The sequence below is a fragment of the Streptomyces sp. NPDC059567 genome, assembly GCF_042735655.1.
GTDB lineage: Bacteria > Actinomycetota > Actinomycetes > Streptomycetales > Streptomycetaceae > Streptomyces.
On the sequence record NZ_JBHWBS010000080.1, the window covers coordinates 1 to 15,008 of the forward strand.

The window sequence follows — 15,008 nt, forward strand, 5'->3', positions numbered from 1 at the left end:
GCCTTCCCCTCGACCGGGCTCTCAGCCGACGGTCGTGACCGTGCCCGCGCCGACCGTGCGGCCGCCCTCACGGATCGCGAAGCCGAGGCCCGGCTCCAGCGGGACGTCACGGCCGAGTTCGATCGTCATGGTGACCGTGTCGCCCGGGCGCGCGACCGCCGTCTCGCCGAGGTCGACGTCGCCGACGACGTCCGCGGTCCGGATGTAGAACTGCGGCCGGTAGCCGGTCGAGACGGGGGTGGTGCGACCACCCTCCTTGCCCGACAGGACGTAGACCTGCGCGGTGAACCGCCGACTCGGTACGACGCTGCCCGGCGCCGCCACCACGTGCCCGCGGCGGACCGCGTCACGGGCGACACCGCGCAGCAGCAGCGCGACGTTGTCACCGGCCTCGGCCGACTCCATCGGCTTGCCGAAGGTCTCGACCCCGGTGACGACCGTCTCGGTCTCGGCGCCCAGTACCTCCACGCGGTCGCCGACCCGCACCGTCCCGCGCTCGACGGCGCCCGTGACGACGGTGCCGCGGCCGGTGATGGTGAGGACGTTCTCGACGGACATCAGGAACGGCGCGTCCACGTACCGCACGGGCATGGGCACATAGGTGTCCACCGCGTCGAGCAGCGCCTCGATCGCCGCCGTCCAACGCGGGTCGCCCTCCAGGGCCTTGAGCCCGGACACCCTGACGACGGGCACCGAGTCGCCGCCGTAGCCGTGCGCGGTCAGCAGCTCCCGTACCTCCAGCTCGACCAGGTCCGTCAGCTCGTCGTCGCCCGCGTCGGCCTTGTTGAGCGCGACCACGATGTGGTCCACGCCGACCTGACGGGCGAGCAGCACGTGCTCGGCCGTCTGCGGCATGATCCCGTCGAGCGCGGAGACGACGAGGATGGCCCCGTCGAGCTGGGCGGCGCCCGTGACCATGTTCTTGACGTAGTCGGCGTGGCCCGGCATGTCGACATGGGCGTAGTGGCGGGTGTCGGTCTCGTACTCGACGTGCGCGATGTTGATGGTGATGCCGCGCTGGGCCTCCTCGGGCGCGCGGTCGATGCGGTCGAACGGCACGAAGGTGCCGGTCCCGCGCTCGCTGAGGACCTTGGTGATGGCGGCGGTCAGGGTGGTCTTGCCGTGGTCGACATGGCCCATGGTGCCGATGTTGAGGTGCGGCTTGGTGCGCACGTATGCCGTCTTGGGCATGGTTCGCTCGTTCCTTGAGCTCGAAGCGTGAGAGGGGACCCCGGGGCCGGACCGACCCTCCCCCTATGGGGTCCGCCGGACGAGCCGGGGAGGGTCAGCTTCGGGCGCCGTCGAGTGCGACGGCCGCGAGCGCGGCGGCTGCGAACGCAGCGGCGGCGACGGGCGCGACGGCAGCCTTCGGCGCGGCCGCGACTGCGGGCCGTGCTTCGAGGAAGGCGTACCGGAACATGTCCACGATCATCCCGGGACGGGCGGTCGCCGTCGAACCATTTTCTGCCGCAGGAGAGTTCAGAGGTGCTTGAGCGCCTCGCGCACGGAGAGCGGGGCGAGGCGGGCGCGGTTCTCCTCGACGAACGCGCGGACCTCGTCCGGTCCGGTCTTCGCGTACTCGCGCAGGGACCAGCCGATCGCCTTGCGGAGGAAGAAGTCGGTGTCGCCGGCCCGGCGCAGGCAGTAGGCGAACAGCCGCTCGGTGTCGGTCGCGCCCTTGTACGTGAGTTGGTGCAGCAGCGCGGTGCGCGCGACCCACAGGTCGTCGTCCTCGATCCACTCGTCCATCCGCGCGGCGAGCGCCGGATCGGCCGCGACGAGGCCGCCGACCACATGGGCGGCGAGGAGGTCGACGGTGTCCCACCAGGAGTCGGTGCTGACGAGCCGAAGGGTGACGGGCAGGAAGCCGGAGGAGCAGCGCTTGACGTGACGGCGCAGGTAGTCGACGGCGAAGTAGTGGTACTCCCGCTCGGGGAGCGCGAAGCAGCGCAGCGCGACGGCGGCGCAGTCGGCCTCGTCGGGGCGCGGGGTGCCGTCGAGGACGGTACGGGACAGGGTGCGCCGCTCGGGGGTCCGGATGCCCAGGAAGGGGGCGACGCCCTTCATGTACGCGACCATCTCCTGCGCCCGGAAGGGGTCGCCGGCCGCCGGGTAGACCTCGGTGAGGCGGGCGAGCACCCTGTCGGCGAGGGCGCTGTCGGGCACAGCGGGCCCGGCTGGCACGGCGGTCGTCATGCGGCCCAGACTACGGGCCATGACGGACATTACGGCGATCACATGTGCCCGTCGGTTACTCTCCCCGGATGCTCGACCCCGTCACCCGGCCGCCGGGCTCCCTCGCACTGCGCTGCTCCCAGGCTCTGCTGTCGCCCTGGTCGCGGCTGGCCCTGCTCGCCGTGCTCCTTCTCGCGGCGGCGACGACCGTGGTCCTGTACGAGCCCCAGCGGCTGCTGTCGGCGGGCTGGCCGCCGCAGATGAGCGGTCTGGGCGCGGTGGTGGTGTTCGCCCTCGCCTACGGGGCGTGCACGGCGGCCTTCGTACCGCGGCCGATCCTGAATCTGGCGGCGGGCGCTCTCTTCGGCACCCAGGCGGGACTGGCGGCGGCGGTGGCCGGGACGGTCCTGGGGGCGGGAATCTCGTTCACCCTGGGGCGAGTTCTCGGGCAGGGCGCGCTGCGTCCGCTGCTGCGGGGGCGCTGGCTGAAGGCGGCGGACGGGCAGCTGAGCCGGCACGGATTCCGCTCGATGCTGGCGATCCGGCTCTTCCCCGGGGTGCCGTTCGCCGCCGCCAACTACTGCGCGGCGGTCTCTCGGATGGGATACGCGCCGTTCCTCCTGGCGACGGCGATCGGCACGATCCCCAACACGGCGGCGTACGTGGTGGCGGGCAGCCAGGCGGCCTCGCCGACCTCGCCTGCCTTCCTGATCTCGATGGGCTTCATCGTCGTCTCCGGCCTCGCCGCGGCGACGGTCGCCTGGCGCAAACGCCACGGCCTACGCCCGTCGCCGACCCCGGCCGCCGCGACCGACCCGATCGAGCCCAGGCCGCTGGCAGGCGTGGCGGCGTCACGGGAGGGCTAGGAGGCGGACGGGAGCCGCGGGCCCGCTGCACGGTCAGGGGTCGTGGACACACCGCGCCGGCGCAGCCGGCCGCTGCACGGCCAGCGGTCGTAGACGCACCCGGCCGGCCGGCGGACGGCGCGGGGTAGCCGCTGCCCCGCGCGGACGCGGGCCGTCACACCGGCGCAGCCGGCCGGCTGGACCGCCAGGGGGCGTAGACGCGCCCGGTCGCCGGGCCCCAGGGCGTGGGTGTGCTTCGCCGGCACTGCGGGCCGTGGCTCAGAGCGCCTCGACGATCATCGCGTTCGCCAGGCCGCCCGCCTCGCACATCGCCTGGAGGCCGTACCGGGCGCCGCGGGCCCGCAGGGCGTGGACGAGAGTGGTCGTCAGGCGGGTGCCGCTCGCGCCGAGGGGGTGGCCGAGCGCGATGGCGCCGCCGTGGACGTTGACCTTGGCCGGGTCGGCGCCGGTCTCCTGCTGCCAGGCGAGCACGACGCTCGCGAACGCCTCGTTGATCTCGAAGAGATCGATGTCGTCCAGGCCGAGCCCCGCCCTGCGCAGCACCTTCTCCGTCGCGGGGATCACGCCCGTCAGCATCAGCAGCGGGTCGGAGCCGGTCACCGCGAAGCTGTGCAGCCGCGCCAGCGGGCGGAGCCCGAGCCGCTCCGCGGTGTCCGCCGCCATGACGAGCACGGCGGAGGCGCCGTCGTTGGTCGGGCTGCTGTTGCCCGCGGTCACCGACCAGTCGATCTGCGGGAACCTCTCGGCGAAGACCGGGTCCTGGAAGGCGGGCCGGAGCCCGGCCAGGATCTCGGGAGTGGTCGAGGGCCGCACCGACTCGTCGCGGCGGACGTTCCCGTACGGGACCACCTCGGCGTCGAAGAGCCCGGCCTCCCAGCTCCGCGCGGCCTTGCCGTGCGAGGCCGCGGCGAACTCGTCCATCGCCTCGCGCCCTATCGACCACTTCGCCGCGATCAGCTCCGCGCTGATGCCCTGAGGGACCAGCCCCTCGGGGTACCGCGCGGCGACCCCGGGCCCGAAGGGGTCCGCCCCGGGCGGCACGTTCGACCACATCGGGACGCGGCTCATCGACTCGACCCCGCAGGCGACGGCGATGTCGTACGCCCCCGAGAGCACGCCCTGGGCAGCGAAGTGCACGGCCTGCTGGGAGGAGCCGCACTGTCGGTCGACGGTCGTGGCGGGCACGGAGTCGGGGAAGCCCGCGCCCAGCCAGGCGTACCGGGTGGTGTTCATGGCCTGCTCGCCGACCTGGTCGACCGTGCCGCCGATGACGTCGTCGACGAGGGCGGGGTCGATGCCGCTGCGGTCGATCAGCGCGCCGAGGGTGTGGGAGAGCAGGGCGACGGGGTGGACCTCGGCCAGGGCGCCATGGGCCTTCCCCCTGCCCATGGGCGTACGGACTGCTTCGACGATGACGGCGTCGCGCATGATGACGGCTCCTCGATCACCTAGTGGGTTGGAAAACTGGATCCAACACTTGGCAGTAACATAGCCCAGTCGGTTTGATTCTCAAACCCTCTCCGCGACCCTGCCTTAGGCTGACCCCATGAAGGCCGCCTCCCGCCCCTGCTCGATCGCCGACGCCCTGACCCTCGTCGGAGAGAAGTACTCGCTGCTCGTGCTGCGCGAGATCTCGCTCGGCGTGCGCCGCTTCGACCGGATCGCGCGGAACACCGGTGCTCCGCGCGACATCCTCACGGCCCGCCTGAAGCGGCTGGTGGAGGCCGGAATCCTGGAGAAGGTGCCGTACAGCGAACGTCCGCGGCGCTTCGAGTACCGGGCCACCCCGGCCGGCCAGGAGCTGCAGCCGGTGCTCCTCACGCTCATGGCCTGGGGCGATCGCCACCTGAACCCGAAAGACCGGCCGGTGGTCCTGGAGCACAGCTGCGGTGAGGTGCTCAGTCCCCGCGTGGTGTGCGCCTGTTGCGGCGACGAGGCGGACGCCGCGAGTCTGACCCATCACGTGCGGGCCCCGGGCTGGACGACGACCGGCCCCATGGAGACCTGAGATCGGGGCCGTCATCTGGGGACGGTACGCTGCGTAACGACCGGCGGTCGATCTCCGATCCGACCGCCCTTTCTGACCGCACGAGCACATTCGGGACGGCCCTAGCCCCATGAGTTGGTTCGAATCATTCATCCTCGGACTCGTCCAGGGGCTGACGGAGTTCCTTCCCATCTCCTCCAGCGCGCACCTCCGCCTCACCGCCGCCTTCGCCGGCTGGGAGGACCCCGGCGCGGCCTTCACCGCGATCACCCAGATCGGCACGGAGACGGCCGTCCTGATCTACTTCCGCAAGGACATCGCGCGGATCGTCTCGGCCTGGTTCCGCTCGCTGCGGGACAAGTCGATGCGCAGCGACCACGACGCCCAGATGGGCTGGCTGGTGATCGTCGGATCCATCCCGATCGGCGTGCTCGGCGTGACGCTCAAGGACCAGATCGAGGGCCCGTTCCGTGATCTGCGGCTGATCGCCACGACCCTCATCGTCATGGGCATCGTCCTCGGTGTCGCGGACCGGCTCGCCGCCCGCGACGAGATCGGCGGGAAGCACCGCGTCGTCCGCGAGCGCAAGACGCTCAAGGACCTCGGCGTGAGGGACGGCCTGATCTTCGGCGTCTGCCAGGCGATGGCCCTGATCCCCGGCGTCTCCCGCTCGGGCGCGACGATCTCCGGCGGCCTGCTCATGGGCTACACCCGCGAGGCCGCGGCCCGGTACTCGTTCCTGCTGGCCATCCCGGCGGTGCTCGCCTCGGGCGCCTACGAGCTGAAGGACGCGGGCGAGGGCCATGTGTCCTGGGGTCCGACGATCTTCGCCACGATCATCGCTTTCGCCGTCGGATACGCGGTGATCGCCTGGTTCATGAAGTTCATCACGACCAAGAGCTTCATGCCGTTCGTGATCTACCGGATCCTGCTCGGCATCGTCCTGTTCATCCTCGTCGGCACGGACGTCCTCAGCCCCCACGCGGGCGAGTCCGGCCACTGACGTCGGGTCGCTCACGGGACGGAGCCCGTCCGCGAGCGTCGGCGGTCGATCGACCACCGGCGCGCGGGCGGGCTCATGTCCGTTCGGGTGGGGACCGGGTTCCGCGCCGATCGGGACGGGTCGCCGGACTCGGGGGGGGTTCCGGCGACTCTTCTCTGGTGCGCCCCTGCCGAAGGGACGCGACGATCCTCCCGCCGGGAGGGGAGAGCGGCGAGCGTGTGCGCACCGTATGTCGACGCGTTCCGTTCACACCCCGTGTGAACCGGACCGTGTAAACCACGCCGGTGCGGAAGTTGCCCTATGAACCGGGCCGGTGCGAAGCATCCCTATGAACCGGGTCGGTGAGCTGACAGCCGTGTGAACCGGCCCGACCGGCTCTGTCCGCCGTGAAGCCCGCCGTCTCTACCGTCCGGTGCGATCCCGCCGGGCGGGATCCGGGGGCTCGTCGCACCCTGGAACCATGGCCTGGCAAGCACCCATCGTCATCCACCGCCCCTCCCCCGACGGCGGGCGGCGCGTCACCGTCCGCGGGCAGATCGTGGGCCTTGCGCACAACGACACGGACCTCGTCGAGTTCCTGCGCCGAGCCGGACTCGAGGACGCCGACATGATCCTCGACGACCCGCATCTGGTGGAGTGGCGCGGCGGCCGTCCCCACCGGTGGGAGGCCGCCTAGGGCGTGTCCGGCCCTGATCCACCGGACACGCCCTAGCGGGCGCCGCGCACGGTGCTCGTCACGCCTGGGAGTCGTACGGGACCCGGGCGATCTCCTGGATGCCGCCCAGCGTCCCCCACTCGTTCCGGCCGAGCCGGGTCAGCGGGCGCATGAGCGTGACCTCGGGGTGGCCGTCCACCATCACGGACTCGTCCACGGCCGCATGCACCACCCGGCCGAAGACGACGGTCGAGTCCCCGATCCGCAGGGTGCTGTGCAGCTCGCACTCCAGCGCCACCGGCGCGTGCGCCACCCGCGGCGGCTTGACCCGCAGGCTCGGCTCGCGTTCCACGCCACAGGCGTCGAACTCGCTCACCCCGCGCGGAAAGTCCGTCGCCGTGGCGTTGATCTGCTCGAAGAGCGGCTCGGGCGCGAAGTTCACCACGAAGGCGCCGGTGTCCTCGATGTTGCGCAGCGAGTCCTTGCGGCCCACCGAGGTGAACTGGACCACCGGCGGAGTCACCGACGAGATCGTGAAGAAGGAGTGCGGGGCCAGATTGTCGGTCCCGTCGGCCGAGGTCGTGGAGATCCAGGCGATCGGCCGGGGCACGACCGTGGCGGTGAGCAGCCGGTAGAAGGTGTTCCGGTCGCTCAGGGCGGGATCGATGTCGAGGCGCATGACGCAAAGTATGACCGGTATCCGACCACGCCCTCGCCGCACGGCTCTTGGCCCCGCGCCTCCCTCTGCCCGACACTGTGCCGATGACACAGCGCGTGGATCTCGCGACCGTGATGGACCGGCTGGCCATCGACGACCTCGTCACCGGGTACGCGGTGGCCGTGGACGACTCCGACTGGACGGGCTACCGGGCGCTGTTCACGCGCGACGGCAGGGCCGACTACCGCGATTCCGGCGGTGTCGAGGGCCCGGCAGCCGAGGTCGCCGACTGGCTCGAGGAGACGATGCGGCTCTTCCCGATGCGCCAGCACCTGATCGTGAACCGCCGGGTGACCATCCAGGACCTCGGCGGCTACCCGGGCGACACGGCCGAGGTCAGGGCCGACTACGTGAACCCGATGCGCTTCGAGTCGGGCGAGGACTTCGTCTGCGGCGGCCGCTACACGTTCTCCCTGCTCCGGACGGACGCCGGCTGGCGGCTCCGCTCGGTCGTCGTCCGGGAGAAGTGGCGCCGCGCCTAGGCGCGGGGCAGGAGCACGCGGCGCACACTGGAGGCGACACCTGGAGGCGCTGCGTGGGAATTGCGTTCGGCCGGCGCGGCACCGGCGCGGAGCACGGGGCCGGTGCCGGTGCCCGGCGCCCGCGCCGGGCCCGTACGGCCGAGGGCGGGGCAGGCACGGGAGACGGAACCCCGGCAGGGGACGGGCCGTCCGAGGGCGCGCCGTCCCGCACCGCGCGGACGCCTCATCGCGCCGCCCGCTCCGCGCTCGCGGTCGTGGCGGGCGCCCTGCCCGCGCTCGCCTTCCCGGCGCCCTCCCTCTGGTGGTTCGCCTATGTCGCCCTCGTCCCGTGGCTGCTGCTGCTCCGTACCGCGCCCACCGCGCGCCGTGCCGCCCTGGAGGGCTGGCTGGGCGGCATCGGCTTCATGGTGGCCATGCACCACTGGCTGATGCCGAGCCTGCACGTCTTCCTCCTCGTACTGGCCGCGCTGCTCGGGCTGTTGTGGGTGCCCTGGGGGTGGCTGGTGCGGGCGATGCTCGGGGACGGGCCGTCCGGTACGCGTGCCGCCGCCGCGCTCCTCGCCGTCCCCTCCGGCTGGCTGATGATCGAACTGGTCCGTTCCTGGGAGGCGTTGGGCGGGCCGTGGGGTCTGTTGGGCGCGAGTCAGTGGCAGGTCGCGCCGGCGCTGCGGCTCGCCTCCGTCGGCGGCGTATGGCTCGTCTCCCTGCTGGTGGTGGCGGTCAACACGGCCGTGGCGCTTCTTGTGGTGTCGGCGGCCGTCGTTCGGATGGCGGCCCTGGTGGGACTCGTGGTGTGCGCGCTCACCGTCGGCGTGGTCTGGTGGGGTGCCGGGCCACCTCGGGAGCAGGGGACGGCGCGGATCGCCGTCGTACAGCCGGGGGTGTACGACGGATCCGGTGGCGCCGAGCGGCGTTTCGCGCGGGGCGAGGAGCTGACGCGTGAACTGGTCGGAGAGGACCTGGATCTGGTGGTCTGGGGCGAGAGCAGCGTCGGCGCCGATCTGGCCACCCGCCCCGACCTCGCCGCCCGGCTGACCGCCCTCTCCCGCGCGGTGGACGCGCCGATCCTCGTCAACGTGGACGCCCGCCGCTCCGACCGGCCCGGAATCTTCAAGAGCGCCGTGCTGATCGGGGAGCAGGGCCCCACCGGCGACCGCTACGACAAGATGCGGCTCGTGCCGTTCGGCGAGTACATCCCGGCGCGGCCGGTCCTGGGCTGGGTGACATCGGTCGGCAAGGCGGCGGGCGAGGACCGGCGGCGTGGCACCGAGCCCGTGGTGATGAGCCTGCCGGCCGAAGGAGCCGACCCGGCGTTGCGGATCGGTCCGCTGGTCTGCTTCGAGTCGGCCTTCCCCGACATGTCACGCCGCCTGACCCGCGACGGCGCGGACGTGCTGATCGCCCAGTCGGCGACCTCGACCTTCCAGCACAGCTGGGCGCCCGCCCAGCATGCCTCGCTCGCGGCGCTGCGCGCGGCGGAGTCGGGCCGTCCGATGGTGCATGCGACGCTGACCGGCGTGAGCGCCGTGTACGGTCCCGACGGCCGCCGGATCGGCACGACGCTGGACACCGACCGCAGCGCGGCGGCCGTCTACGACGTGCCCCTCGCGCGGACGACCACCGGCTACGCGCAGTTCGGCGACTGGCCGCTGTACGGCGCCCTGACCGTACTGGCGGCGCTGTGTGCCGCCGAGGGCATGGGCGCGCTCAGGAGGCCTGTGTCAGAGCCTCGCGCACGACGCGCTCGCACAGCTCGTGGGTCGCCAGAGCGTCCCTCGCGCTGAGCTGCTCACCTGCTCGTACGGCGTCGAGGAAGGCCAGGACGGCCTGCTCGATGCCGCGCTGACGGGCCACCGGAACCCAGTCCCCGCGTCGCCGGACGGTCGGCTGGCCCTTGTGGTCCACGACGTCCGCGAGGTTGAGGACCTGGCGCTTGGTGTCCTGGCCGGAGACCTCCAGGATCTCCTCGGTGGAGCCGTTCATCCGGTTCATCATGCCGATGGCGGTGAATCCGTCGCCGGAGAGCTGGAGCACGACATGGTGCATGAGTCCGTCGCGGATCCGGGCCCGTACGTCCGTGTGCTCCACATCTCCGGGCAGCAGGAAGCGCAGGGTGTCGACGACGTGGATGAAGTCGTCGAGGACGAGCGTGCGCGGGTCCTCGGGCAGGCCGATCCGGTTCTTCTGCATGAGGATGAGCTCGCGCGGGTGGTCCAGGCACTGCGCGTAGCCGGGCGCCAGGCGGCGGTTGAAGCCGACGGTCAGGCTCACCGCGCGCTCCTCGGCGAGCGCCACGAGCCGCTCGGATTCGGCGTACTCGTACGCCAGCGGCTTGTCGACATAGGTCGCCACCCCGGCCTGGAGGAGCCGGGTGACGATCTCGGCATGCGCGGAGGTCGGCGCATGCACGAACGCGGCGTCGAGGCCGGCGGAGAGCAGCGAGTCGAGGTCGCTGTGGCGCCGCACGGCCGGCACGTGGTGGGTCGCGGCGACCCGCTCCAGGGTGGCCTGTGTCCGTGTCTGCAGATGGAGTTCGACCCCGGGGAGGGCGGCGAGGACCGGGAGATATGCCTTCTGTGCGATGTCGCCGAGTCCGATGCAGCCGACCTTCACGGGGTCTCCCTAGCGCTGGGTGATCTGTCGTTCGCGCTGGTCAGCTTACTCGCGCGCGGTCGGCGGCCGACGGCGGCCGACGGCGGCCGCCAGTCGGCGATGCCGTCGAAACCGCGCAGGACGAGGCCGGGTCCGAAGCGGGAGACGGCGGCGATGAGCCCGTTGCGCAGGGCGACGGCGGGCGGGGCGGAGAGAAGGGCGAGCCGGCCCGTCCGGGCGGCCTTGCGGACGATCGCCGTGGTGCGCGGCAGCCGGTCGGCGGTGTACGCGGCCAGTGCCCGGCTCGGCCGAACTCCCGGGCCGGCGTGGTGGGCGAGGACGATCGCGTCCTCGAAGGCCTGGTTGCCGCCCTGGCCGAGGGTGGGCTCCATCGCGTGGGCGGCGTCGCCGAGCAGGGCGACGCGGCCGCGGTGGAAGGCGGGCAGGGGTGCGGGCATGTGGTGGACGTCGTGGCGCAGGACGCCGTCGGGGTCCACGGCGGCGAGGATCCCGGGCACCGGGTGGTGCCAGTCGCCGAAGAGGCGCAGGAGTTCGGCCTTCTCGTCGTCGGGGGCGCGGGCGCCTTCGGGGGCGGCGGCCATCGCATAGGCGTAGACGCGGCCGTCCTTGAGGGGCTGGGTTCCCCAGAGGCGGCCCGGGCCCCAGGTCTCGTGCGGAGGGAAGGGGCGTTCGGGGGCGGGTACGACGACGCGCCAGGTGGTGAAGCCGGAGTGCTCGGGACCCGCGTGGTCGGGGAAGAGGGTGCGGCGGACCGTGGAGTGGATGCCGTCGGCGCCGAGGACCAGTTCGGCCTCGATGTCCCCGTCGGGGGTGCGGACGACGGCGGCCCGGCCGTCGTCGCCGGGATCGGCGAGGAACGCGGCCGCCCCGGTCCGTACGACTCCCTCGGGGAGGGCCGAGAGGAGGAGATCGACGAGAGCGGCGCGGTGCAGCAGGACGAGGGGGCCTCCGAAGCGGGCGGCGGCGGCCTTGGCGCTGGTGCGGGCGAGCCAGCGGCCGTCGGGGGCGCGCATTCCGCCGTCGCCCTGCCAGGCGGACAGTTCGCGTACGCGGTCGCCGAGCCCGATGACGTCCAGGGCGCGCTGGGAGTTGGGGGCGAGGCCGATGCCGGCGCCGACGGGGGTGAGGGCGGCGGCGCGTTCGAGGACGGTGACGTTCCAGCCGCGTTGGTGGAGGGCGACGGCGGCGGCGAGCCCGCCGATGCCGGCCCCGACGACGACGGCGCGGTGCTGTTCCATGACTGCTCCCTCGGAAACTACAGGTGTAGTGACCTTGCGAACGTACTACAGGTGTAGTCCGGCCGGTAGTAGGTTGTGCCCATGACCGCACGCACCCCCCGGCCCGCCCCCGACTCCCCCGCCGCGGGCCCTCCCGCCGTGTCCGGCTCCCGCGCCGAGCGGATCGGGGACGCCGCCCTCGACCTCCTCGTCGAACGCGGGATGCGGGGGCTCACCCACCGGGCGGTCGACGAGCGGGCGGGGCTGCCGCAGGGCTCGACCTCCAACCACGCCCGCACCCGCCAGGCCCTGCTGGAGACGGCGGTCCGCCGTCAGGTCGAGCTGGAGGCCCGGGTCCTCACGCCGCACGAGATGCCGGGTCCGGACGCCGCGGCCGGGGACCTGGTGGACGCCCTCTCGCTCGCCCTGCACCGGTATCTCACCGACCACCGGGCGCTGCTCGTCTCCCGCTACGAACTCGCCCTGGAGGCCACCCGCCGCCCCGAGCTGCGCACCTTCTTCGACACGGCCGGGTCGGCGTTCCACGGGCCGCTGATCGCGATGATGGCGGCCGCCGGCTCCCCCTCCCCCGAGCGGCACGCACTGTCCCTGATCGCCTGGTGCGAAGGGCTGATGTTCTCCTGCGCCGCGGGTTCGTTCCACTCCGCCGTGCCGAGCCGGGCCGAACTGCGCGTCGGGTTCGACGAGTTGTTGCGCGGAATGCTGGGCGGCTGAACCGCGCCGGTCCCTCTGGCGCCCACCGCGGCCATCGGCGACGATGCCCGGCATGACCTCCGTGGAACACACCGCACGCACCGAACCGTCGACCACCGCGGGCGAGCGCGAGATGCTCGAAGGCTGGCTGGACTACCACCGCCGCACACTCGCCCTGAAATGCGAGGGGCTGGCCGAGCCACAGCTGCGCACGGCCTCCGCGCCGCCGTCCGACCTCAGCCTGCTCGGCCTGGTCCGCCACATGGCCGAGGTGGAACGCGGCTGGTTCCGGCGAGTGCTGGCCGACGAGCGGCCGGGCCGGATCTACGGCACGGAGGAGGACCGCGACCGCGCCTTCCACCTCACCGAGGCGGACACCTGGGACGAGGCGTGCGCGACCTGGCAGGGCGAGATCGCACGGGCCCGCGAGCTGGCCGCGGCGCACCACCTCGACGACCTGGCCAAGGGCGAGCACCGCAGCGGCGAGACGTTCAACCTGCGCTGGATCTACACCCACATGATCGAGGAGTACGCGCGTCACAACGGCCACGCGGACCTGCTGCGCGAGCGGATCGACGGGGCCACGGGCGACTGACAGGCCCCGAGCGCGCCGGCGTACCGGGTAGGCGCCGGCGTACCGGGCAGGCGTGGCACGGCGGCGCACGTCAGCCCGTTCGCGATGATCACTCGTGCGGGGCATTCCCCGTCGGTAGGGGCGCGAAGATCATCGACCGACCAGCAGAGTGGCGCGGGTGCATGGAACGAGAACCTCAGCGATGATCCTGGTCGGATTGGCCGTCGCCGGCCTCTCCGGCTGCGTCTCGGTCGAGACACGGCCTCCGGCCCCCGAACCGCCGAAGGAGGTCAGCCGACCGTCCGAGCAGGTGGACGTGGCCCCGCAGATCGTCGAGGGACCGGCCCGCGAGGCTCTGGAAGCGGCACTGCCCCCTCCCCCTCCGTCGTCTCCCCGCGCGGCCCCCGGGCAGCGCGAGGGGGACGGGAAGGGCGGGTCCGGGGCTTCGACGGGCAAGCAGCGGCCCCCGTTCGTACCGCACCAGCGCGCCCGCGTACCGGCCGCGAAGGTCCCCGACGCGCCCGAGCCGCCCCGCTCCCGGGCGGACGTCTGCGCGCTGGGCGAGCGGTACGGAGGCCGGCACCCCGGAAGCGACCAGGCCAAGATCTGCCGCGGCACGTACGGGAAGTGAGTCCGGCCCGCGGCTAGCGCGCGCGGAGCCGTACCTCCAGGCGCTCGATCGCGGCGCGCACCCCGTTGCCGTATCCGTCGTCGTCCAGCGCGTCCGACGCCGTGCGGGCCCGGTCCAGATGGACCCGCGCCGCGTCGGGCCGCTGCAGCTTCAGATAGTCGGCGGCCAGGTTGAGGTGGAGCGAGGGGTACAGCGCCCGCAGCGCGACGGCGGAGCCGTGCTCGGCCAGACGCTCCTCGCCGATCTCCTCGGCCGCCAGGAGGGCCCGGAGGTCCCAGGCCAGCTCGACGTCCGGATCGTCCTGCGCGTCTGCCATGTAGTGCGCGAGGGTGCAGCGGTGCAGGGGCTCGCCGTCGGGACCGATCTGCGCCCACAGATCCCCGAAACGGTTGCGCGCCTCCTCCCGGTCCCCGCCGTGGAGCAGCATCGTCGCCTGACCGATCCTGGTCATGACGCCGTCGTCCGACACCTGCTGCTGCTCGGTCACTGCGGCCTCCACGTGCTCTCCGTCCAGGAGGTCCGACGCTAGCCGCAGCGACCCCCGATCCGGATCAGGCTCGGGCGCCGGCCGGGGCCTGTCAGCCGGGCGGGCTCAGAAGCCCGCCCGGACAGCGGACCGCCGGCGTCAGCCCAGGTCGGGGATGCGCCAGTCGATCGCCTCGTGGCCCTGAGCCGCGATCGCCTCGTCGATCTGGGTGAAGGGGTGGGAGCCGAAGAACTTCTTCGCCGACAGCGGCGAGGGGTGCGCCCCCTTCACCACCACATGGCGCTCCTCGTCGATCAGGGGGAGCTTCTTCTGCGCGTAGTTCCCCCACAGCACGAAGACGGCCGGGTCCGGCCGGGAGGCCACGGCGGAGATCACCGCGTCCGTGAACTTCTCCCAGCCCTGGCCCTTGTGCGAGTTGGCCTCGCCGGCGCGGACGGTGAGGACCGCGTTGAGCAGCAGGACACCCTGCTCGGCCCACGGCATCAGATAGCCGTTGTCCGGCACCGGGTGTCCGAGCTCCTCCTTCATCTCCTTGTAGATGTTGCGGAGGGACGGCGGGGTCTTGACACCGGGCCGGACGGAGAAGCAGAGACCGTGCCCCTGCCCCTCCCCGTGGTACGGGTCCTGGCCGAGGACCAGGACCTTCACCTTGTCGTACGGGGTGGCGGCGAGGGCCGCGAAGACCTCGTCGCGCGGCGGGTAGACCGGCCCCTTCGCCCGCTCCTCCTCGACGAACTCGGTGAGCTGCTTGAAGTACGGCTTCTGCAGCTCGTCGCCGAGGACGCCGCGCCAGGACTCGGGCAGCATGTCGGTGTCGGTCACGTCAACAACCTCCGGTAGGCCATGTCTTCTTACGTGCTGAAGAACCTACCGGGGGCCACTGACA

Annotated in this window: 18 protein-coding genes; 9 read left to right on the forward strand and 9 right to left on the reverse strand. The window is 72.6% G+C overall.

Annotation, left to right across the window (positions count from 1 at the left end; genetic code table 11):
- Window positions 1–21 precede the first annotated feature (21 nt).
- From tuf to ACFVZW_RS27810, 3 genes are all read right to left on the reverse strand, one after another.
- Window positions 22–1,191 carry an elongation factor Tu gene (tuf, locus tag ACFVZW_RS27800; RefSeq protein ID WP_384526657.1) on the reverse strand — a complete coding sequence of 390 codons (1,170 nt, stop codon included), beginning with the start codon at window positions 1,189–1,191 and terminating at the stop codon, window positions 22–24.
- Between the two features lie 94 nt (window positions 1,192–1,285).
- Window positions 1,286–1,420 (reverse strand): hypothetical protein, encoded by a 135-nt coding sequence (locus ACFVZW_RS27805; RefSeq protein ID WP_329123215.1) that lies wholly within the window; start codon window positions 1,418–1,420, stop codon window positions 1,286–1,288.
- 59 nt (window positions 1,421–1,479) lie between these two features.
- Window positions 1,480–2,196 carry a DNA alkylation repair protein gene (locus ACFVZW_RS27810; protein ID WP_384526660.1) on the reverse strand — a complete coding sequence of 239 codons (717 nt, stop codon included), beginning with the start codon at window positions 2,194–2,196 and terminating at the stop codon, window positions 1,480–1,482.
- Between the two features lie 68 nt (window positions 2,197–2,264).
- Between ACFVZW_RS27810 and ACFVZW_RS27815 the strand changes: the two genes are divergently transcribed.
- Window positions 2,265–3,041: a TVP38/TMEM64 family protein gene (locus ACFVZW_RS27815; RefSeq protein ID WP_384526663.1), complete on the forward strand. Its 777-nt coding sequence runs from the start codon at window positions 2,265–2,267 to the stop codon at window positions 3,039–3,041.
- Between the two features lie 258 nt (window positions 3,042–3,299).
- On the opposite strand, the gene ACFVZW_RS27820 is transcribed toward ACFVZW_RS27815, so the two are convergent.
- Window positions 3,300–4,469: a thiolase family protein gene (locus tag ACFVZW_RS27820; RefSeq protein WP_384526666.1), complete on the reverse strand. Its 1,170-nt coding sequence runs from the start codon at window positions 4,467–4,469 to the stop codon at window positions 3,300–3,302.
- Between the two features lie 118 nt (window positions 4,470–4,587).
- Here ACFVZW_RS27820 and ACFVZW_RS27825 point away from each other — a divergent pair, with 118 nt between their 5' ends.
- The 3 genes from ACFVZW_RS27825 (at window position 4,588) to ACFVZW_RS27835 (ending at window position 6,707) form a co-directional block, all read left to right on the forward strand.
- Complete coding sequence (locus ACFVZW_RS27825; RefSeq protein WP_384526669.1) at window positions 4,588–5,049, forward strand: winged helix-turn-helix transcriptional regulator; 462 nt, start codon at window positions 4,588–4,590, stop codon at window positions 5,047–5,049.
- Window positions 5,050–5,158: 109 nt separating this feature from the next.
- Window positions 5,159–6,031, forward strand: a complete 873-nt coding sequence (locus ACFVZW_RS27830; protein WP_384526672.1) for an undecaprenyl-diphosphate phosphatase — start codon at window positions 5,159–5,161, stop codon at window positions 6,029–6,031.
- Between the two features lie 460 nt (window positions 6,032–6,491).
- Window positions 6,492–6,707, forward strand: coding sequence for a hypothetical protein (locus ACFVZW_RS27835; RefSeq protein ID WP_329123203.1), 216 nt, complete (start codon window positions 6,492–6,494; stop codon window positions 6,705–6,707).
- Window positions 6,708–6,765: 58 nt separating this feature from the next.
- Here the strand turns inward: ACFVZW_RS27835 and ACFVZW_RS27840 are convergent, their stop codons facing one another.
- Window positions 6,766–7,365, reverse strand: a complete 600-nt coding sequence (locus tag ACFVZW_RS27840) for a flavin reductase family protein (protein WP_384526675.1) — start codon at window positions 7,363–7,365, stop codon at window positions 6,766–6,768.
- An 83-nt stretch (window positions 7,366–7,448) separates the two neighbouring features.
- Between ACFVZW_RS27840 and ACFVZW_RS27845 the strand changes: the two genes are divergently transcribed.
- Both ACFVZW_RS27845 and lnt read left to right on the forward strand, forming a co-directional pair.
- The gene (locus tag ACFVZW_RS27845) at window positions 7,449–7,886 is read left to right on the forward strand and encodes a nuclear transport factor 2 family protein (protein WP_384526678.1); all 438 of its coding nucleotides are present in this window, start codon (window positions 7,449–7,451) and stop codon (window positions 7,884–7,886) included.
- Window positions 7,887–7,939: 53 nt separating this feature from the next.
- Entirely contained in the window at window positions 7,940–9,670 is a 1,731-nt protein-coding gene (gene lnt, locus ACFVZW_RS27850; protein WP_384526681.1) for an apolipoprotein N-acyltransferase, read from the forward strand.
- Here the strand turns inward: lnt and ACFVZW_RS27855 are convergent.
- Complete coding sequence (locus ACFVZW_RS27855) at window positions 9,594–10,499, reverse strand: Gfo/Idh/MocA family protein (protein ID WP_384526684.1); 906 nt, start codon at window positions 10,497–10,499, stop codon at window positions 9,594–9,596. The genes lnt and ACFVZW_RS27855 overlap by 77 nt on opposite strands.
- Window positions 10,496–11,737 (reverse strand): FAD-dependent monooxygenase, encoded by a 1,242-nt coding sequence (locus ACFVZW_RS27860; protein WP_384526687.1) that lies wholly within the window; start codon window positions 11,735–11,737, stop codon window positions 10,496–10,498. Before ACFVZW_RS27860 ends, ACFVZW_RS27855 begins: the two co-directional genes overlap by 4 nt.
- An 81-nt stretch (window positions 11,738–11,818) precedes the next feature.
- Here ACFVZW_RS27860 and ACFVZW_RS27865 point away from each other — a divergent pair, with 81 nt between their 5' ends.
- The 3 genes from ACFVZW_RS27865 to ACFVZW_RS27875 all read left to right on the forward strand — a co-directional run bounded on the left by ACFVZW_RS27865 (window position 11,819) and on the right by ACFVZW_RS27875 (window position 13,635).
- Entirely contained in the window at window positions 11,819–12,451 is a 633-nt protein-coding gene (locus ACFVZW_RS27865) for a TetR/AcrR family transcriptional regulator (protein ID WP_384526690.1), read from the forward strand.
- 43 nt (window positions 12,452–12,494) lie between these two features.
- On the forward strand, window positions 12,495–13,025 hold the full coding sequence (locus ACFVZW_RS27870) for a DinB family protein (protein WP_384526693.1): 531 nt from the start codon (window positions 12,495–12,497) through the stop codon (window positions 13,023–13,025).
- 181 nt (window positions 13,026–13,206) lie between these two features.
- A complete protein-coding gene (locus ACFVZW_RS27875) occupies window positions 13,207–13,635 on the forward strand; it encodes a hypothetical protein (protein WP_384526696.1) in 429 nt (142 codons plus the stop codon).
- Between the two features lie 13 nt (window positions 13,636–13,648).
- Here ACFVZW_RS27875 and ACFVZW_RS27880 read toward each other — a convergent pair whose 3' ends face one another.
- On the reverse strand, window positions 13,649–14,122 hold the full coding sequence (locus ACFVZW_RS27880; protein ID WP_384526760.1) for a hypothetical protein: 474 nt from the start codon (window positions 14,120–14,122) through the stop codon (window positions 13,649–13,651).
- Between the two features lie 138 nt (window positions 14,123–14,260).
- Window positions 14,261–14,944, reverse strand: coding sequence for a uracil-DNA glycosylase (ung, locus tag ACFVZW_RS27885; RefSeq protein ID WP_384526699.1), 684 nt, complete (start codon window positions 14,942–14,944; stop codon window positions 14,261–14,263).
- Window positions 14,945–15,008 lie beyond the last annotated feature (64 nt).